Raw genomic sequence first — 19,766 nt, 5'->3', positions numbered from 1 at the left:
CAGCAGCGCTATGGGCCGGGTGCCGCGCGCAAGGTGACGCTCTTCTTGCCTGACCTTGGCAAACACGGCGTCACCTTGCGTTGAGACAGGGTCAGCCCAGCAGGCCTGCGGTCTGGGCGAGCAGCCAGAGGCCGATTACCAGGAACAGCAGCGCGGCGATCGTGCGGACCACGTTCAGGGGGACGCGCTTGATGATCTCGTTGCCCAGGAACACTGCCGGCACGTTGGCCAGCATCATGCCGATGGTGGTGCCGGCCATGACCGGAAGCACGCTCTGGAAGCGGGCGCCGAGGGCGATCGTGGCGAGCTGGGTCTTGTCGCCCATCTCGACCAGGAAGAAGGCGATCGCGGTGGCCACGAAGGGGCCGAAGCGGCTGGGCTTGGGCTCGTCGTCTTCGTCGAACTTGTCGGGGATCAGGGTCCAGCCGGCCATCACGATGAAGCTGACGGCGACGAGATAGCGGAACCACTGGCCGTCGAGGAAGGCCGAGGCCTGTTCGCCCACAAGAGCGGCAAGGAAGTGGTTGGCGAGTGTCGCCACGAAGATCCCGCCGACGATGGGCCAGGGGCGCTTGAAGCGGGTGGCGAGGACGATGGCGAGGAGCTGGGTCTTGTCGCCGATTTCGGCAAGCGCCACCACCGCCGTGGAGGTGAGCAGGGCCGACGAGAACAGGATTGGCAAGTTGAATTCTCCGGGCCGGGCGACAGACAAGACAATAGCGCGGCAGAACCCGCCCGGCCGGACGGAGCTGCAACGCCATTGGTCTCGCCCGAGCGGTTTCCCGCGCTCCTGTGCGCCATGGTCTCTCGACCAAGTGTGTTGACGACAGGTCCTGCTGATCTTGCCGGGAACAGTCCCAAGGCAAGGGGGCGCAGGCGGCTACTCCCCAGATGACCCGGCGCCCTTAGCGCGTGCGGCCGCCGCTGGCAAAGAAAAAACGGCCGGTGACAAAGCGGCTGCGAAACGGGCGGTCGGCGAAAAAAAGGCCGGCCGCATTGCTGCGACCGGCCCTTGAGTTGCCGTCGGGAGAGCAGGAAGCCTCCCTGGTGAGCGGGTTAGAACTTCGCCGAAGCCGAGAGCGAGAAGGTGCGGCCGACGTCGTAAGTGTTGTAGTTGACGCGGCCATCGACCATCTGCTGGTACTCCTGATGGCTCCGTCCGGTCAGGTTGCGGCCTTCGAACTTCAGTTCCAGTTCCTTGCCGGCGACCACGAAGCCCTGGCGAACCACCAGGTCGATCGTCAGGCCGGGGTACTCGAACAGGTCGGGCTGGCCGGAGTTCGCAAGACCGCGGCTGACCGCGCGCTTGCTGGCGTAGTTGAACAGGATCGTCTGCTGCGACAGGTTGGCCGTGTCCTCCAGGCCGATCTGCACGTTGGCGATGTGCTCCGACTGGCCCGTGAGCGGCGCACCGTCGCGGAAGTAGTCGGTGGCCAGCGAGGTGCCCGTGCCGGCGCCGTAGATGCGCACGGTGTCGCCGTCCTGCACCTTCAGCTTCGACTTGGTGAAGGTGTAGTTGCCGAGCAACAGCAGGCGGCGGGTTTCGAAGAACTTGCCCATGTTTTCCAGGGGCACGTACTTCTGCACTTCGAATTCGGCGCCGTAGAGGTCTGCCTTCGGCGCGTTCGCATAGGACGTGACGAAGGTTTCGGTGCCGGTCAGGAACGATTCGATCGGGTTGTCGATCCGCTTGAAGAAGGCGCCCAGGGCCACGCGCTGGTCACGATCGAAGTACCACTCGTAGCGGGCTTCGGCGTTGTAGAGCTGGCTGTCGATCAGGAACGGGTTGCCCTGATAGGTGCGGTTGGTGTCCGGATCGAAGTAGGGTTGATAGAGCAGCTCGCGGAACTGCGGGCGCGCGATCGTCTTCGAACCGTTCAGGCGAACCTGCATGCCGGGCTCGATCTCGTAAGTGAGGGTGAGCGCAGGCAGGAAGTATTCGTTCTTGAGGTCGGTCGCCTTGGTCGCCGGCTGGCCGATCGGGCGCAGGATCGTCGATTCCTTGGCATATTCCCAGCGCACGCCGAGATCGAAGGAAAGCGCGTCGGTCAGGCTGCCGTCGAGCTTGCCGTAGAAGGCGTGGTTGAGCAGGCGCGAGTCGAACTGGGCCGTGCTGGCATCCGGTTCGCGCAGTTCGAGGCCGTAGTTGACGCCGTTGTCCTGCAGGTACCAGGTACCCGGCTGGAGCAGCACGTCGAGACGCAGCAGGCCGAAGTTCGAGATCTGCGTCTGGTCGCCATTCGCGTAGATCGAGAACGAGCGGCGCGTGTTGGTGCGGGTGTTGATCTGGTAGGCATAGCCCACCGTACCCGTCCAGCCCGGCGAGAACTGATGCGAAACGTCGGCACCGGCCGACCAGACATCCTCGTTCAGGCGCGAGAAGGTGATCGTGGTCGGGTCCTGGTTGCCGTTGCCGAGACGGTTGACGAAGTCGTTGCCGTAATCGTCGGTCGCGGTGTTGGTGCGCAGGTACTCGGCGTTGATTTCGAAGGGCGCGAGGCGCTTCGAGTTCGCGTAACCGGCGCGCAGGTCGATCTCGGTGTTGTCGGCGGGGTGGAATTCACCGACGAACTGGGTGTCGATCAGCTGGCGTTCGTACCAGGCCGTCGTCTGTTCCATGTAATCGGCATTCGGGTTGTTCTCCCGCTTGCCGAGACGGAGGCTGGCGTGCTTGTCGGTGTCGTGAATGTAGACGTTGGTCCAGCGGACCGAGTTCTCGCCCCATTCGAGACCGAGGCCGAGCAGGCCGTTGGCGACCACGCGGTTGTCGGTGTTCACCGCCTGGAAGTTTTCGAACAGCTGGTTCGGGTCGGCGGTCAGGCCCTGGGCGCGCTGCTGCGTGATCGCCTTGGTCTGGGTCTTGTTGGAATAGCCGCCCGCGGCGATCACGCCGAGCGTGAATTCACCGAGTTCCCACTTGGTGCCTGCCGAGACATCCACCGAGAAGTTCGGCTGGACGTGGTCGTCGCGCTGAACGACGGCGTTGCGGCCGTTGACCAGGAGACCGCCAAGCTGCTGGGCCAGGTCCGAAGTCGGGTTGATGACCGTGTCGCTGTTGAAATAGTCCTTCAGCGCCGAAGGCACCGAGCGGTTGCCGTTGTCCCAGCCCGTCCAGTCGGTCTTGCTGCCGTAGTAGGTGTAGCCCATCTGGTTGGTGGTTTCGGTATCCCAACCGATGCCGCCGCCGATGGTGAGGAAGCTTTCCGTCGGGATCGCCTTGGTCGTCAGGTTGATGACGCCGCCGCCGAATTCACCCGGGAAGTTCGCCGAATAGCTCTTCTGCACGAGCGAAGAGGCGACGATGCTGGTGGGGAACAGGTCGAGCGGAACCACGCGCTTGAGCGGCTCGGGGCTGGGCAGCGGCGAGCCGTTGAGCAGGGCCAGCGAGTAACGGTCGCCAAGGCCGCGCACGTAGACGTAGCCGTTGCCGACCACCGAAAGGCCGGTGACGCGGCCCAGGGCGCCGGCGATGTCGCCCTCGCCGGTGCGCGCGATTTCCTCGCTCGACAGGATCGAGATGACCTGGGGGGTTGTCCGCATGATGTTGCGGTTGCGCTGGCCGGTGACGACGATCGCGCCGCCGGGCAGCGAAACGTCCGGTGCTTCCGCTTCGTCGGCCGGCTGCGCGACGTCGTTCGTCGGCGTGGACGGTGCCGCGGAGCCCTGATCGGTAGTAGGCGAAGTGCTGTCCTGCGCCCACGCCATCGCCGGCGTGAGAATCGTCGTGGAGAGCAGCAGCAGCGATGCGAGCCGCGGCTTGGTCATGGTTGGTCCCCCTGGAACACGGATTTCGTTACGAAGCATCGGATGTGACAAAGGGGGCGGCCGCTAAGGACCGCCCCCCGGTGTCACGGGCGGTCCGCTCAGGTCGTCGGCAGCGCGGTGCAGGCTGCGTTCGAACCGAAGTTCGCGGTCGCGTTGTCGCAGGTCCAGCCCTTGTACCAGGTGTCGCTGGCACCCGAGACGGCGCCGATGTAGGTCACCTTGTCGAAGAAGCTCGACAGGGTGGTCACGTCGTAGGCCGCAACGCCGCTTTCGTTGGCGCCGTTGATGAAGGTGCTGGTCAGCGTCGAGGTATAGGCGTCGCTGTTGTTGTTGGTGCCGGTGGCGAACTGGGTCTGGGTGTTGGCAGCCGTGTAGGTGCCCGAACCCAGGTACTTGGTCGCGTTGCAGCTCATGACCACCGAGAAGGCCTTGAGCGTGGCAGGAACGGTGCCCGAGCCGTTGAGGCGAAGGCATTCGTTGGCCGGCGAAACGATGATGCCGTTGGCCAGCGTCACGTCGGCGTTGCCGCGGATGAGCAGCGAGGCCAGGTCGTTGGCTTCGTTGTTCGAGCTGGCGGCAGGCTGGACCATCGTGAAGTTCGCGATGTTGGTGACCTGACGCGGCGTGTCGGTTTCGGCACCGTTCGAGTCGGCTTCGACCAGGGCGTCGCCGCCGCCGCTGCGCTGCAGCAGCATGACGTACTGGAAGTTGCCCTGGAGACCGGTGTCGATGTCGAGGCTGTCATCGTCGGCGTTGACCGAGATGTAGTGCTTGAAGTTCACGGCGCCGCCGAAGAATTCAGCGCCGTCGTCCGAGCTGTTGACCGACTGGAAGTAGTCCAGGGTCGTGCCGGTGCCGGTGCCTTCGGTGGTGAGCGACTGCAGTTCCTTGCCGTTGCTCAGGATGTAGCCCGAGTAGCGGATCTGCACGTACTTCATGGTGCCGGCGTTGTAGGTGTTGTCGGCGCCGCCGAAGACGGCCTTGTTGACCGCACCTTCGGTGTCGCGCTCGCAGGTGCCGGCAGCGGTCGAACCGTAGTTGCAGTCCGTGACCTTGCCGCGGCCGAGCAGCACGACGCCGCCCCACTGGCCCATCGAGCTGTCGTTGTTGGTGCCGACGACGTTTTCGCGGCTGGTGAAGATGATCGGCTTCGCGGCAGTGCCGGTCGCGTTGATCTTGTTGCCGCGGTTGACGGCGAGCCAGGCGGCTTCGGCGCCGTTTTCACCGTAGATGATCACGCCCGGATCGATCGTCAGCGTGACGTTGGTGTCGGCCGAGAGGACACGGCCGTTGCAGCTGGCGGTGGTGGTGGTGAACGTCGCGGCCGAGGTCGGCGCGGCGAAACCGCCATCGCAACCTACGTCCACGCGGCCGGCGATGCGATAGAGAACGCCGGCAACCTTGGGGAGGCTGGCGTTGACGTCGACGAGCGCGGGCAGCGTGCAGACGCGCCACGAGCCTTCAGGACCGGAAACGGTGCCGCTGTCGGTCAGGCCGCCGGTGGCGTTGAAGGTCGGGCAGCTGGCTGCCGCGACGACCGTGCCCGAGGTCGGGGCGGGGGTCGGAGCGGGAGTCGGCGTCGGATTGTTGATGACGATGCTGCCGGCACCCGGCGAGGAGATGTCGTCGGCGCCGCAGCCGGCGAGAGCGAGAGCACTGCAACCGATCAGCAGCGCGCCATGAATGGTCTTCACGTGAATTCCCCCGTTTGTCAGGTCGAGCCGAGGCGGCGAGTCCGCCTTCGCTGAGCGCGGGGTCTAGGAGGGGGGAGTGACAGTTTGTTGGCGCTAACGTGACACTAATCTGCAGTTATGCGACGGTGATGTGACAATTGACCGGCATTACCTCGAAAGAGGTAGGGGCGACTCGCGTTTTTGCCCGAATTCACACGTCGATTGCAGTTTTATGACAGTTGCGTCATTTTCTTGTGAGACACGGTTTTTGCGCGGATGTTGCATTTCATCAACAGATCGAAAAACCGGGAGATTGCCATGTCCTTCACTGCCCTCGCCGCCACTCTCCTGCTCAGCCAGGCCGCCGTTTCGGCCGCACCCGCAACGCCGCTGAACGACAGGATCGACGTGGCCTACACCGAATTGTCGAGCGGACAGGCCGGGGCCGCCGTCAGCAAGCTGGAAGCCTCCGGAGCCACGAAGTCCGAAGATCCGGCAACGCTGATCAACCTGGGGTCGGCCTATGCCGCCAATGGCCAGACTGAAAAGGCGCTGGCGACCTATCGCGCCGCTGTCGCCAGTTCCGATCGCTACGACCTGCAACTGGCGGACGGATCGTGGGTCGATTCGCGCGCCGCTGCCCGTCTTGCGTTGAATAACCTGCTGCGTACGACGGCCCGCGCATCGCGCTGAACGCCGTTTGTACGATCAAGTCTCTGTAATGCGGGGAGGGATCGTTCCCTCCCCGATGAATCAAGCGGCGCTGGCCTTTCGGGACGCACCTGAATTATAAGACGCCCACACAAAAAAGGGTGTGGTGGGTTGCGGCGCCCCTTCTGAGTTGACCTGAATTTCTGTGACGCGTGCAACAGGACTGCCAGATTGGCCGTCTCGTCGTCACATTGCTGTCATCCAGATGGAGCACTGCGCCCTCATACGGAGGGCATGGTGATTCGGTACGCACAGCTTCAAACCCGCAAGGTACGGGGATATTTCTCGATTTTCGCGACCCTGGTTGCCGCGTCGCTGGGCTTCGCGCCCATGGCGGCGCAGGCCCAGCAGGTAACGCGTGCCGATCCGGCCGGATCCGGCCCGATCGTGGCCGCGCTCGGATGGTTGCAGGGCACGCTGCTCGGCAATGTCGCCACGGCCGTGGCCGTCATGGCGGTGGCCGCAGTGGGCTTCATGATGCTGACCGGCCGCATGAACTGGCGCTTCGGCGCCACCGTCATCATTGGTTGCTTCGTGCTCTTCGGCGCCGGCGCGATCGTGACCGGCATCCAGTCGGCCGCCGGCTGATGCCGGCCCCCGGGTCCAGGAGCTGTCCATGAGCCTCGCACGCTATCCCGTGCACCGCGCGCTCACGCGCCCGCAGATGTTTGCGGGCGTGACGTACAGCTTCTTCATCATCAATGCCGCGGTGACGACGGAGATCTTCCTCATCACCAAGAGCTTCTGGGCGCTGCCTGCAGCGCTCGCGATCCACGGCGCCGGATACCTCGCATGTCTTCGCGAACCCCGGGTGTTCGACTTGTGGATCGCCAAGGTCAGCAAATGCCCCCGCGTGCCGAACTGGCAGCGATGGGGCTGCAACAGCTACGCGCCCTGATCGAATAACAAGGGACGCGGGGGAAATGACGATGGCGAAGAACAGGAAATCGGTCCTCAAGAGTGCGCTCGGGGGTTGGGGCGCCAAGGAAACGCTGGTCGGCGACCGGCTGCCCTATCAGGCACTGGTGGACGAAAACGTCGTGCTGCTGCGCGACGGTTCGGTGATGCTCTCGCTGATGGTGCCGGGCTTCGCTTTCGAAACCGCCGACAGCGAGGAACTCAACGCCCACGTCGCCACCCGCGAAGTGCTGCTGCGTTCCGCGCTCGATGCGCGCTTCGTGCTCTATCATCACGTCATTCGCCGCCGCGTCGAGATCGCGATGGAGGGCCAGTTCGAGGACTCGCTCGCCGCGCATATCGATGCACGCTGGCGTGCGCGCACCGGATCGGGCGCGCTCTTCGTCAACGACCAGTTCGTCACCCTGGTGCGCCGCCCGGCGCGCGGCAAGGCGGGCTGGCCCGACAAGCTTTCGCGCATGCTCCGCAACAAGGGCAATGCCCCGGCCGAGGCCGATCCCGCCGACGTGCGCGCGCTTCGCGCCGCCGCTTCGGCCATGGTCGCGTCGCTGGGCGCTTATGGCGCGCGCCTCCTGGGCGACTACGAGGGCCAGGCGGGCCAGTGCTCGGAAGTGCTGGAACTGCTGTCGGCGCTCTATAACGGCGAGATGCGCCCGGTGCGCCGTCCGGTGGACGGCACCGACATCGGCCATATGCTGCCTTATCGCCGCATCAACTTCGGCATGGACGCGCTCGAACTGCGCGGCGCCGCCAGCGCTTCGTTCGGCTCGCTCGTCAGCCTCAAGGACTATCCCGACAGCACGGCGCCGGGCCTGACGGACGCGCTGCTGCGCCTGCCCTGCGAACTGGTGCTGACCGAGACGTATGCGCCTTCGGACCGCCAGATCGCCCGCGAACGCATCGACCTTGCCATCCGCCGCCTGCGCTCGGCCGACGAGGAGGCGATGGCGGAACGCCGCGAGATGTCTTCCGCGCGCGATTCGCTCGGCACCGGCGCGGTCGGTTTCGGGGACCACCATCTCTCGGTTCTCGTGCGCGCCGATTCGCTCGACGCCCTCGATGAAGTCACGGCGCTCTGCGCGGCCTCGCTTGCCGATGCCGGTGCGGTCGCCGTGCGCGAGGACGTCAACATGGAGCCGGCGTTCTGGGGCCAGCTCCCCGGCAACGAGGCCTTCATCGTCCGCCGCGCGCTGATTTCCAGCGCCAACATGGCCTGCTTCGGTTCGCTCCACGGCTTCGCGATGGGCCAGGCGAGCGGCAACCACTGGGGCGATGCAGTGACCCTGCTGGCAACGACCAGCTCGACGCCGTTCTTCTTCAATTTCCACCAGGGCGACCTCGGCAACTTCACCGTCATCGGTCCGTCGGGTTCCGGTAAGACCGTGGTCATGAACTTCCTTGCCGCCCAGGCGCAGAAGTTCAATCCGCGCACCGTGCTGTTCGACAAGGACCGCGGCGCCGAAGTGTTCCTGCGCGGCATCGGCGGCACCTACAGCCGCGTCGCTGCCGGACATCCGACCGGCTTCAACCCGCTTTCCCTGCCGGACACCGCCGCCAACCGCGCCTTCCTGCGCGACTGGCTGGGTGTGCTGCTCGATGCCAAGGGGCCTGAGGAACTGGCAACGGTCGCGGGCGCAGTGGATGCCGCCTATCACAACGACCCGTCGCTGCGCCGCCTCTCGCACTTCCGCGAATTGCTGGCCGGCGCGCGCCGCCCCGAACCCGGCGATCTCGCATCGCGGCTCGATGCCTGGATCCAGGGCGGCGAGCATGGCTGGCTGTTCGACAACCAGTACGACAAGCTCGACCTTTCGGCCCGCGTGCTCGGTTTCGACATGACCGCGCTGCTCGAAAGCCCGCGCCTGCGCACGCCGGTCATGATGTACTTGTTCCACCGCATCGACGAGCGCCTGGACGGCGAGCCGACGATGATCCTGATCGACGAGGGCTGGAAGGCGCTTGACGACGAGGTCTTCGCCGCCCGCATCCGCGACTGGCTCAAGACGCTGCGCAAGCGCAACGCGCTGGTGGGCTTCGCCACCCAGTCGGCGCGCGACGCGCTGGACAGCAAGATCGCCACGGCCCTGGTCGAACAGACCGCGACGATGGTGTTCATGCCCAACGCCCGCGCCCGCTATGAGGACTACTGCGAGGGCTTCGGCCTTTCGCAGCACGAACTGGACGTCATCAAGACGCTGCCCGCGCAGTCGCGCTGTTTCCTGATCCGTCAGTCGGACGCGTCGGTGGTGGTGCGCCTCGACCTTTCGGGCATGCCCGAGGTGCTCACCGTGCTTTCGGGCCGCGAGAGCACCGTGCGCAAGCTCGACCAGCTGCGCGAGCGCTACGGCGATGACCCGGCAGCCTGGTATCCGGTGCTGACCGGTTTCCAGTGGCCCGGTGAAAGCGATGACGACGCCGCCTGGATCGAGGCGGCGGAGTAAGGGCGATGAGCACCGCCTGCGAACAGCTTACGGAAGTCGCCAGCGGCGGTGTCGCCCCGGCGCTCCGCGCGGTCGACTGCGTGGCCAATGAGATGGCTTCGGCCGCCTTCGGCCGCCTGTTCGGCGCCGAAGGGGCCATGGCCCCGGTGCTGACCATCCTGCTCACGCTCTACATAGCCTTCTTTGCGATCTCGTTGCTGACGGGCCGTTCCAGCCTCGGCATTTCGGCGCTTACGCCGCGCATGCTGACGCTGGGCCTCGTCCTCACGTTCGCGACGAGCTGGATCGCCTATCAGGGCGTCGTCTGGAACCTTGCCGTGGGCGGACCCGACTGGATCGCCTCGCTGCTGATGGGTGCCAAGGGTTCGGCAACCCAGCTGTTCGGAGACCGCATCGACGTGGTCTTCAACGCCATTGCCGAGGCTTCGCAGAACGCGGGGCAGGGCAGTGGTGGCGGCGAAGTGGCGCAGGGCGCGGCCCAGGGCGCTGCGCAGACGGCCGGTGCGGCCAAGTCGGTTGCCGCCAGCGGCGGCGCGGCGGGTCTGTTTTCGCCCGACAGCGTGATGTGGATGGGCGCGCTCATGCTGCTGCTCGGCACTGTCGGCGTCCTGCTGACGGCGCGCATCGCCCTTGCCATCCTGCTGGCGCTCGGCCCGATCTTCGTGGTCATGGCGCTGTTCGGCGGCACGCGGGGCCTTACCGCGGGTTGGCTGCGCGGCGTCGTGCTGACGGCGACCACCCCGCTTTTCGTCGTGCTTGGCGGCGGGATCACGCTGGAACTGCTGGTGCCGATCGTCTCGGCGCTGGTGCAGGGCGCGCAGCTCGGCCAGATCGACGGACGCGCCGCCATGGCGCTGTTCGTGGTGGCGGCGGTGCATCTGGCGCTGATGGGCATGGTTCTTAAAGTTGCGGGAACGCTGGTGTCCGGCTGGCAGGTCTTTGGCCTCGCCAATGCCGAGCGCGGGCGCGGCGGACGCGGCGCCGCGGCGCCGGCCGCTTCGGCCCCGGCTTCCGGCGGGCAGGTCCAGCCTTTCGTCAACACCGCCACCCAGTCGCGCACCGCGGCGGTTTCGGCTGCCAGTGCGGCCGCCATGGCGCCCGTTCCCGGTCACGATCAGGCTGGCGGCGCGTCTTCGGGCGAACGGCGCACCGTCATCACCCAGGTCTCGGGCGGCGGGATCGAACCCCTGGGCGCGAGTCAGGCCTCGCGCACACGCGGCATCGGCAGCCGCTTCCGCGCATCCAACGACACCGCGGCAATTCATAACGGCCAAAGTCAAAACGGGCCCGGAAAAGGCGCGTCCGGCAATACGGGCCGCGCTCCGGCCAAGGAGAAGTTCACATGATTCGGCTTCAGGCCCCGGCCCGCGTCTATGCCCGTGCCTACGCTTGCGCCCTGGCCGCGACCGCCGTCCCGGCGCTTGCACTTCTGGCCGCGCCTGCGCAGGCGGATGAGCGACTGGTGCAGCACGCCTATTCCGACAACGAAGTCGTGCGGATCGACGGCCGCACCGGCGTCCAGGCGACCATCGCCTTCGGCAAGAACGAAGCGATCGAGAATGTGGCGGTCGGCGATTCGCAGACCTGGCAGATCACGCCCAACAAGCGTGCCGATCTGCTGTTCGTGAAGCCGCTCGACGCCAGTGGCCGCACGAACATGACGGTGGTGACCAATCGCCATACCTATTTCTTCGACCTCGTCGCCTCGCCCAAGGCGCGCCCGCTCTACATGCTGCGCTTCACTTACAAGGACGAGCCGGCAGAGACCGTGCCCGGTGCCCCCGGTGCCGCGCGGACGGCTGCGCTCGACCCTGCCGAACAGGCGCTGGCGGCCGGCGATCCGGCGGCCACGCCGGTCGACGCCTCGGCCCTGAACTTTGCATGGAAGCGCGCCGGCATCGCCAAGCTGCAACCCGCGCGCGTCTATGACGACGGGATCTCCACGTACCTGCTCTGGCCCGACAACACGGCCGTGCCCGCCATTCTCGTGCAGAACGAGAAGGGCGACGAAGGCCCGGTGAACTACGCGGTGCGCGGCCAGACGATCGTGCTGGGCGAAGTGCCCAAGCTCATCATCCTGCGCTCCGGCAAGGCCAGCGCCACGCTGGAAAACCAGCGGCCCGACGCGCCTGCCCCCGCCGGCTCGGGTGCGAGCGCCGCGGCTCCGGTGGCGACTGCCGCAAACCTCGCTTCATCGAACGGGAACTGACACATGGCGCCCAATTCCACACTGCGTGAGAAGTTCGAAAGCACGGCCGGCGCCGATCCGCGTGACGGCGAGGGCGCACAGGTCATCGACCTGGCCACGCGCAACGTCATGCCGCAGGTCAGCCAGCGCAAGAAGGCCGATGGCCTGGGCCTGGCTGCCGGCGTCCTGATCGTGGCCGCCCTGGGCGGCCTGACCCTCTGGTCGATGGACTCGGTCCGCAATGGACCGGCGGCCCAGCCCCAGCCCGCCGCGCCGCAGCCGATCGCGCCGCCCGCTCCTGCGCCGGTCGCCGCTGCGCCGCAGCCCGAAGCGACGCCCGCCCCGCTGCCGGCGCCTGCGCCCGCTCCGGTCCTGGCGGCCGCTCCCGGTGCCGCGCCCGCGCCCGAGGCCAATCCCTTCGCCAACCCCACCGTGGTGTTCGATGCCGGCGGCAATGCCGTGACGATCCCCGCCGTGGGCGCAGCCGGAGAAGGCAAGGCGGCCAATCCCAACGACGATTTCGCCGCGCGCATCGGCGGCACCGGCACCACGGCCGCTGCGGCCCATACTTTCGATCCCGCCACCACGGTCACCCAGGGCACCCTGATCCCGGCCGTGCTGGAAACGGCGATCGACACGGACGTGCCCGGCTACGTCCGCGCCATCGTCTCGGCCGACGTCCGCAGCTTCGACGGCAAGCGCACGCTGGTCCCGCGCTCCTCGCGCCTGATCGGCCAGTACAAGAGCGGCCTCACCGCGGGCCAGAAGCGCGCCTACGTGATCTGGAGCCGCCTGATCCGTCCGGACGGCGTCTCGGTCAACCTCGGCTCGCCGGCCATTGCCTTCGGCGGCGAGACGGGCCTTCCGGGCAAGGTCAACAGCCACTTCTTCGAACGCTTCGGTTCGGCCATGCTGCTTTCGGTCGTCGGCGGCCTGTCCACGCTCGCCACCAGCGGCTCCAGCGTGGTGGTCGGCGGCGGACAGTCCGCGGCGGCAGCCGCCGTCCAGCAGAGCGGCAGCGTCGGCCCGACGATCCGCGTCCGCCAGGGCGAACCGATCCGCGTCTTCACCGCCAAGGACCTGGATTTCAGCCAGGTCCAGTGATCCAGGTCTCGTTGCAACATGGTCGCCGACGTCTTCTCCCTTCAGCCCGAGCGCTCCGCGATCGGCAAGCCCGTGACTGACCCCGAAGCCGGGGCCGGCCTTTCCGCGGCGCGATCGGTCTATCTCGACGCCTATCTGGCGCCGCTGCGCCCCTGGCTCGACCGCGAGACGGTGACCGAGATCCTCGTCAACCGCCCCGGCGAGATCTGGGTGGAGGACGCGGCGCATCCGGGGATGCAGCATATCCGGTTGCCGGAGATGGACAACCGCCTGCTCCAGCGCCTGGCGGAACAGGTGGCGCGGATCAGCCACCAGGGCATCAACCGCGAACATCCGCTGCTTTCCGCCACTTTGCCCGGCTACGGCAGCCACTCCGGTCAGAGCGGCGGCGGCGCGCGTATCCAGCTCGTCGGGCCGCCGGCGACGCGCTCCAATTGGGCCATGGCGATCCGTCGCCATCGTCTGCTCGAATTGCCGCTGGACGCTTACGACCGCGGGCCGATCGCCCCGCTGGTGGAAGAGCCGACGCCCGACCCCATGGCCGAGCCGATCGCCTTCCTGCGCGATGCCATCCGCCGCCGCCGCACCATCCTGATCTCGGGCGGCACCTCGACCGGCAAGACCACTTTCCTCAACGCCATGCTTTCGGAAATCCCGCAGCACGAGCGCGTGGTGGTGGTGGAAGATACCGCCGAACTGCGACTGCCGGGCGCCAACGGCGTCGGCCTGATCGCGGTGAAGGGCGAACTCGGCGAGGCCAAGGTTTCGGCCAACGACTTGCTTCAGGCCGCCTTGCGCCTGCGCCCCGACCGCATCGTGCTGGGGGAACTGCGCGGCAGCGAGACCGTCTCGTTCCTGCGCGCCATCAACACCGGCCATCCCGGCTCCTTCTCAACCGTCCACGCGAACACGCCGCGCGGCGCGCTGGAGCAGATCGCGCTGATGTCCATGCAGACCGGCATCGGCCTCACGCGCGCGGAAACGCTGGAGTATGCGGCGTCCGTGATCGACATCGTCGTGCAGTTGGACCGCCAGGGCGGCAAGCGCGGCATCAGCCAGATCGCCGAAAGCGCGACCCTGGTGGGATAGGACGGAGCGCTCGACCTTCGAGCGCTCCCCAAAGCGAGCCCGCGATCGTCCAGAGGCGCGTTCGTGACCGCAGAGTGGCCCGTTAGGCGACCGGCTGCACCTATCGGGTCAGCTTCCGGCGGCGTTCAATCCACCAAGGCCAGCCCGCTGGAATCGCGAACCTCGCAGGCCAGGCCCAGCCAATCGGCCAGCGCCTTGTGGTCCTTGGCGACGCCGGGGCTGTAGAGCGGGCGCATGGCGGGAGAGAGGGTGAGCACCAGCTTGCCGTCCTCGCTGCGGACGGCGCTCTGGGCAAGGCCCTGCGCCGAACAGCCGGTAAGGCGGCGGCACAGGCGCACAGCCAGGCCCCAGCCGATCGCCCGGTCCAGGTCTTCCTGCACGGCGAGGCGGGTGAACTGTTCGGGCACTTCGGTCTGGCCGGAATTGGCGAAGACGGTCATGGCCATCATGCCGCGTCCGTGCATGTCGAGGCCGATCCAGCGCTTGCGCAGGGCCCAGGTCATGGCTTCCTCGGTACGCAGGTTCGGTTCGGTGCGCATCGCGGCCAGGGCGAGCAGGCCGGAGGCCTGGCGAAGCTGGCGGTCCTGCGGTTCCTCACGGCAGACCGGCGCGGTCCAGCGGGCGAGGGCCATGGCGTCGTCCGCCGTGACCCGGGCCGAGGCGGAGAAACCGGCGACGCTGGCGAGCATCGGGTCCTGCGCCTGGATTTCGGCGGGAAGCTGCGCATGAAGCAGGCCTTCGCGCAGGCCCCACGAGGAGAACACCAGCTTCGACGGCTTGAGCCGCGCGATCACTTCCACCATCAGCGCGGCGGCATCGGGCAGGGTGGCGAGGCGGCTGGCGGAAATGCGCGGATCCACGTCATTGAGCTTGCCCTTGGCAAAGACCCGCGCGAGGCGCAGCGCTTCGGAGGCGGGAAGCTCGAAGCCGTGGGGATCGTCCACCGGGAAGTCGAGCGCGCGCATCGCCTGAAGCGCCAGGGCGCGCCAGGATCCGCCGACGATGTAGAGCGGCTGGCCGCGGCCCTTGGCGTCATGGGGATCGCCCCAACCGGCCTTGTCGAGGGCCTTGTGCACGGTTTCGGAGAACCTGCTCTCGCCCGCGGCGCGCAAGTCGGGCAGCAGCAGGGTGCCGAACGGCAGGGTGATGCCGCCGGTGCTGCGGCCTTCCGCGATTTCCACGAGTTCCAGGCTGCCGCCGCCAAGGTCCGCGGCCACGCCGTGCGCGCCGGGGAAGGCGGCGATCACGCCGGTGGCGCTGGCGCGGGCCTCTTCCTCGCCCGAAAGCAGGCGCGGCGAAAGGCCGAACTGGCGCACGGCATCGAGGAAGATCTTGCCGTTGGAAGCGTCCCGCGCGGCGGCGGTGGCCACGCACTCCACGTCCTTGACGTCGAGCAGGCGCAAAAGGCCCGAGAACCGGGCCAGTGCCACCAGCGCGGTCTTCATCGACTTGTCGTTGATCGCACCGGTCTTGCCCAGATCGCGGCCGAGCCGGGCATTGACCTTCTCGTTCAGGATGACGACCGGCGCACGCGGCGGCCCGTTGTAGACGACCATGCGCACGGTGTTCGAACCAATGTCGATAATTGCGCGCTTTTCGCTGCTGTGGCTAATGCCGATCATTCCGTTCAGACGAATCGCCCGGGAGCGGGCTGCCTGCGCTCCCTATGTCAGATATTGCCGCGCCTTAGCGAGAGCTTTGGCACCTTTCGTCCACTGGCAAGCGATGCGCCGCGCCCGGAGAGCGACGGGTTGGTCATGAAATAGCGGTGGAGATTGAACGGGTTGTCGCTCTCTCCCACGCGCTCGGAAGTGCCGTCCGGATGGAGAATCCAGGACTGTTCGGTGTCCAGCAGGTTGGCCAGCATGACCTGGTCCAGCACCTGGTCGTGCACGGTCTTGTTGGTGATCGGCACCATGACCTCGACCCGGCGGTCGAGATTGCGGCTCATCGCGTCGGCCGAGGTGATGTAGACCTTGGCCTTGCGGTTGGGCAGTTCCGCGCCATTGGCGAAGGCCCAGATGCGGCAGTGTTCGAGGAAGCGGCCGATGATGGACTTGACCGCGATATTCTCGGACAGACCCTCGATCCCGGGGCGCAGGCAGCAGATGCCGCGCACCACCAGGTCGATGTCCACCCCGGCCCGGCTGGCGGCGTAGAGGCGGTCGATCAGGTCGGGATCGGTCAGCGAATTGAGCTTGGCCCAGATCGCCGCCGGCTTGCCGTTGCGGGCATTCTCGATCTCGCCGTCGATCCCGGCGTAGATCGTCGAGCGCAGGGAGATCGGCGAGATCGACAGGCACTCGGTCACCTTGGGCTCGACATAGCCGGTGATGAAGTTGAACAGCCGGCCCACGTCGCGGCCGATCGCGGGATCGGCGGTGAAGTAGGACAAGTCGGTATAGATGCGTGCCGTGATCGGGTGATAGTTGCCGGTGCCGAAGTGGCAGTAGGTGCGGTAACCCTCACCCTCGCGGCGCACGATCATCGAGGTCTTGGCGTGGGTTTTCCAGTCCACGAAGCCGTAGATCACCTGGACGCCCGCCCGCTCGAGCTGGCTGGCCCAGAGCAGGTTCTGCTCCTCGTCGAAGCGGGCCTTCAGCTCGACCACCGCCGTCACCGACTTGCCCTGTTCGGCGGCGTAGATCAGCGCGGAGATGATCGCGGACTGCTTGCCGGCGCGGTAGAGCGTCTGCTTGATGGCGATCACGTCCGGGTCCCGCGCGGCCTGGCGCAGGAAGTCGATCACCACCTCGAAGCTTTCGTAAGGGTGCTGGACGACGATGTCCTTCTCGCGGATGGCGGCGAAGATGTCGCCGTCATGTTCGAGAATGCGTTCCGGATAGCGGGGGGAATAGGGCTCGAACTTCAGCTCGGGCCGATCCTCGTCGCAGATCGCGGAAAGGCCGGAGAAGCCGATCAGGCCTTCCGTCTTCATGATCAGCGCCTTGTCGAGGCCGAGCTGGTTGCGCAGCAGTTCCTCTGCGGAAGGATCGAAGGCACCCTGAAGCTGGAGCACGATCACCAGGCCGCGGCGGCGGCGCTGGATCGCGGTGCGGTAGTAGCGCACCAGATCCTCGGCATCTTCCTCGATCTCGATGTCGCTGTCGCGCAGGATGCGGAACACGCCGTGGCCGTTCACGCCGAAGCCGGGGAACAGCTCGTCCGCATTGCGGCAGATCAGGTCCTCGATGGAAATCCAGGCCGCGTCCTCACCCGGGATCCGCACGAAGCGCGGCAGCGGGGCGGGGATCAGGACCATTTCCATGACCGGTGCATCGTCGGCCAGGCGGGTGAGCGCGAAGAGCACGCCGATGCCCTGGTTGGCCACGAAGGGGAAGGGGTGCGCGGGATCGATCGCCTGCGGGGTGATCACCGGCATGACGTGTTCGAGGAAGTAGCTGCGCAGCCAGGCCTCGCGGTCGCCGTCGAGGCGGGCGTCGCCCACCACGCGGATGCCGCAATCGGCCAGCTGGAGCTTGAGGTCCTTCCAGGTTTCCTGCTGGATCTGCTCCAGCTCGATCACTTTCTCGTGCGTGGAGGTCAGCGCCTGCGAGGGGGTGAGGCCGTCGATCGAGATTTCCTCGATCTGACGGCGGACCTGCCCGGCGAGACCGGCGACGCGCACCATCAGGAATTCGTCGATATTGCTGCCGGAAATCGACAGGAACCGCAGGCGTTCGAGCACCGGATAGTTCGGATTGGTGGCTTCGGCGAGGACGCGCTCGTTGAAGGCGAGCCAACTCAGCTCGCGGTTGAAGAACCGCGCGGGCTGGGTGGAAATATCGTCGACCTCGACGATTTCCGGGGCTTCGGTGGTCTCGGTAATTTCGAGCATGTCCTGGCTCTTCACATCTGCTCCGTGTCAGTCACTGCACTTGCATGCCACGATGACAGTTTGCGGGCAGTCTGGCCAGTCTTACGGGCGGTTTGCCGGTTCTTTCGGCTGGACGGAGCCGCGCTCTGCTGGAATGGCGGCGGGGATGGACATTCCCACCCTTGTTGCCGCCTATCTCGCCCTGGCCAACCTCATCGCCTTTTTCGCTTTCGCCTTCGACAAGGGCCGGGCGATCGCGGGCGGACGGCGCGTGCCGGAGCGGCGCCTGCTGGCGTTCGCCGCGCTCGGCGGCTCGCCCGGCGCCCTGCTGGCGCGCCGCGTGCTGCGGCACAAGACGCGCAAGCAGCCGTTCGTGGACCGGCTGCGCTGGATCGTGACGGTTCAGGCGGGCGTGGTGGCGGGCCTGATCTGGGCCGCCTGGGCCTGACGATCAGGTGCCGGGCTGGACGTAAGGCGCGGTAGCCCAGAGCTTGCGCTGCCAGCCGCGCGGGTCGTCCTCCATCCGCGTCTCCTCGCCGAACACCATCGTCGCCCGCGTGGGGACGGTGTAAGGGCGCCAGTCCGCTGCCCGATCGCCGGAGCCGGGACGCCCGGTTTTCGCAAGGCCGGTGAAGGCCGCCATCATCGTCTTGCTCAGCGCCCGGGCCTTGTCGTCCGTGCCGGAGAAACTGCCCGGAGCGTCGAGCGTGCCGAAGACATAGGGAATGTCGTCGGTATGCGCCGCGCCGCGCAGGGGATCGACGGGCGAGGGGCGTTCGAGCTGGTAGACCCAGGTGGCCTCGGCCCCGGCTCTGGCGCGTGCGTCCGCCTCGATCACCTGGCCCGGCCATGAGCGGCCCGCGGTGGTGGCGGCATAGTAGATCTGCTCGGCGGTCCAGTCCGGCTGGCGGGCGCGGTACTGGTCGATCATCCACTGCGGATCGAGGTCGATCTTGACCTCGCGGCCGACGCGCTCGGCCAGGTTGCTCCAGTCGAGGCCCTTGAGCCTGGGGCCGCGCGGGTCGAGGAAGGCGCGCGTCTCCTCGCGGGTATTGCCCAGGATCATCGGCACCGACACGGACTGCGGCGCGGCGTCCGGCCAGAAGGGATGGCGCGGCAGATTGGTCATGTCCAGCACCGGGCCGAAGTAGAGCGGGCCGCTGCCCATGACCGGATCGGTGGCGGCAAGGCCGTCCACCAGCCGTTCGATCGGCAGGTTGCGCAGGCCCTCGACATCGCCGGGCGCGAGCTTGACGGCGGCCATCAGCGCCTGCGTGCGCGCCCAGGCGTGCATCGGGCCGCTGGCCTGGACTTGCTGGCCGCTCATGGTCGCGGCGCTGTGGAACAGTCCCCGTGCGGCGGGCATGGCCATGAGCGTGGCGATCTTGGCGCCGCCGCCGGACTGGCCGAACACCATGACGCGCGCCGGGTCGCCGCCGAACCGGGCGATGTGATCGCGGACCCATTGCAGCGCGAGGATGAGGTCGAGCTGGCCCAGGTTGCCGCTGTCGGCATACGTCGCGCCGAAGGGCTTGAGCCAGGCATAGCCGAGGGCATTGAGGCGGTGGTTCACCGAAACGACCACCACATCGCCGCTGCCCGCCAGCCGGGCGCCGTGCGTGAGGGGGTCGGTGACCGAGCCGGTGGTATAGGCGCCGCCGTGGAAATAGACCATGACCGCGCGCCTGGCGGCCGGGTTCGCCTCGGGCGTCCAGAGGTTGAGGAAGAGGCAGTCCTCGGCCTGACGCTCGCTGTCGAGGCCGCGCTGGGGGCAGATCGGGGCGAAGGCCCGGGCCTTGACCGGCGGCCCGGCCCAGGGTTCGGCCACTGCCCGCGCGAACCGCGCGGCGCGGCCGTAGCGGATGCCCTTGAAGGCGAGCACGCCCTGTTCGGCAAGGCCGGTGTAGCGGCCGACGACCGGCGCGGCGGCCGAGCCCGGCGAGGGCCGCGCGAGAAGCGGCGCGGGGGCTGCGGCAAGGGCCGCTGCCGAGGCCACCAGGGTGCGGCGAGTGATGCGCGGTGCCGTCATATGCTCCCTCTCCCCCAGGTCGTGCCGGATC

The 19,766-nt window shown here is 67.3% G+C and carries 15 protein-coding genes and 1 riboswitch; of the genes, 9 read left to right on the top strand and 6 right to left on the bottom strand.

From position 1 onward, the window contains the following. Positions 1-91: 91 nt before the first annotated feature. The 3 genes from AC1VV3_RS06670 to AC1VV3_RS06660 all read right to left on the bottom strand — a co-directional run bounded on the left by AC1VV3_RS06670 (position 92) and on the right by AC1VV3_RS06660 (position 5,459). Positions 92-682 carry a TMEM165/GDT1 family protein gene (locus AC1VV3_RS06670; RefSeq protein ID WP_243654110.1) on the bottom strand — a complete coding sequence of 197 codons (591 nt, stop codon included), beginning with the start codon at positions 680-682 and terminating at the stop codon, positions 92-94. Positions 683-718: 36 nt separating this feature from the next. Next, positions 719-902, bottom strand: a riboswitch (yybP-ykoY riboswitch). A 154-nt stretch (positions 903-1,056) separates the two neighbouring features. Continuing rightward, entirely contained in the window at positions 1,057-3,765 is a 2,709-nt protein-coding gene (locus AC1VV3_RS06665; protein ID WP_132263972.1) for a TonB-dependent receptor domain-containing protein, read from the bottom strand. 98 nt (positions 3,766-3,863) lie between these two features. Further along, positions 3,864-5,459, bottom strand: coding sequence for a hypothetical protein (locus AC1VV3_RS06660; RefSeq protein ID WP_134095274.1), 1,596 nt, complete (start codon positions 5,457-5,459; stop codon positions 3,864-3,866). Positions 5,460-5,756: 297 nt separating this feature from the next. On the opposite strand from AC1VV3_RS06660, the gene AC1VV3_RS06655 reads away from it, so the two are divergent. The 8 genes from AC1VV3_RS06655 (at position 5,757) to virB11 (ending at position 13,889) form a co-directional block, all read left to right on the top strand. Beyond that, positions 5,757-6,131, top strand: a complete 375-nt coding sequence (locus AC1VV3_RS06655) for a hypothetical protein (RefSeq protein WP_132263969.1) — start codon at positions 5,757-5,759, stop codon at positions 6,129-6,131. 252 nt (positions 6,132-6,383) lie between these two features. Further along, positions 6,384-6,737, top strand: a complete 354-nt coding sequence (locus tag AC1VV3_RS06650; RefSeq protein WP_132263967.1) for a TrbC/VirB2 family protein — start codon at positions 6,384-6,386, stop codon at positions 6,735-6,737. A 28-nt stretch (positions 6,738-6,765) separates the two neighbouring features. Next, positions 6,766-7,047, top strand: coding sequence for a VirB3 family type IV secretion system protein (locus AC1VV3_RS06645; protein ID WP_021233609.1), 282 nt, complete (start codon positions 6,766-6,768; stop codon positions 7,045-7,047). Positions 7,048-7,078: 31 nt separating this feature from the next. Beyond that, positions 7,079-9,508, top strand: a complete 2,430-nt coding sequence (locus AC1VV3_RS06640) for a VirB4 family type IV secretion/conjugal transfer ATPase (protein ID WP_132263965.1) — start codon at positions 7,079-7,081, stop codon at positions 9,506-9,508. A 5-nt stretch (positions 9,509-9,513) separates the two neighbouring features. Next, entirely contained in the window at positions 9,514-10,854 is a 1,341-nt protein-coding gene (locus AC1VV3_RS06635; protein ID WP_431568356.1) for a TrbL/VirB6 family protein, read from the top strand. Beyond that, positions 10,851-11,717, top strand: a complete 867-nt coding sequence (locus tag AC1VV3_RS06630; RefSeq protein ID WP_431568357.1) for a TrbG/VirB9 family P-type conjugative transfer protein — start codon at positions 10,851-10,853, stop codon at positions 11,715-11,717. Before AC1VV3_RS06635 ends, AC1VV3_RS06630 begins: the two co-directional genes overlap by 4 nt. A 3-nt stretch (positions 11,718-11,720) precedes the next feature. Next, positions 11,721-12,800 carry a TrbI/VirB10 family protein gene (locus AC1VV3_RS06625; RefSeq protein ID WP_132263960.1) on the top strand — a complete coding sequence of 360 codons (1,080 nt, stop codon included), beginning with the start codon at positions 11,721-11,723 and terminating at the stop codon, positions 12,798-12,800. Between the two features lie 18 nt (positions 12,801-12,818). Then, positions 12,819-13,889, top strand: a complete 1,071-nt coding sequence (gene virB11, locus AC1VV3_RS06620) for a P-type DNA transfer ATPase VirB11 (RefSeq protein WP_132263958.1) — start codon at positions 12,819-12,821, stop codon at positions 13,887-13,889. A 125-nt stretch (positions 13,890-14,014) separates the two neighbouring features. Here the strand turns inward: virB11 and AC1VV3_RS06615 are convergent, their stop codons facing one another. Together AC1VV3_RS06615 and AC1VV3_RS06610 are read right to left on the bottom strand one after the other, a co-directional pair. After that, complete coding sequence (locus AC1VV3_RS06615; protein WP_431566635.1) at positions 14,015-15,511, bottom strand: Ppx/GppA phosphatase family protein; 1,497 nt, start codon at positions 15,509-15,511, stop codon at positions 14,015-14,017. A gap of 47 nt (positions 15,512-15,558) precedes the next feature. Then, complete coding sequence (locus tag AC1VV3_RS06610) at positions 15,559-17,727, bottom strand: RNA degradosome polyphosphate kinase (protein WP_165921346.1); 2,169 nt, start codon at positions 17,725-17,727, stop codon at positions 15,559-15,561. Positions 17,728-17,872: 145 nt separating this feature from the next. On the opposite strand from AC1VV3_RS06610, the gene AC1VV3_RS06605 reads away from it, so the two are divergent. Continuing rightward, positions 17,873-18,154 carry a DUF1294 domain-containing protein gene (locus tag AC1VV3_RS06605; RefSeq protein ID WP_132263952.1) on the top strand — a complete coding sequence of 94 codons (282 nt, stop codon included), beginning with the start codon at positions 17,873-17,875 and terminating at the stop codon, positions 18,152-18,154. A 3-nt stretch (positions 18,155-18,157) separates the two neighbouring features. On the opposite strand, the gene AC1VV3_RS06600 is transcribed toward AC1VV3_RS06605, so the two are convergent. After that, entirely contained in the window at positions 18,158-19,735 is a 1,578-nt protein-coding gene (locus AC1VV3_RS06600) for a carboxylesterase/lipase family protein (RefSeq protein WP_431566636.1), read from the bottom strand. Positions 19,736-19,766: the final 31 nt, after the last annotated feature.

Source organism: Novosphingobium sp. BL-S-34 (genome assembly GCF_056857015.1).
This window is presented reverse-complemented; position numbering and strand designations above follow the sequence as displayed.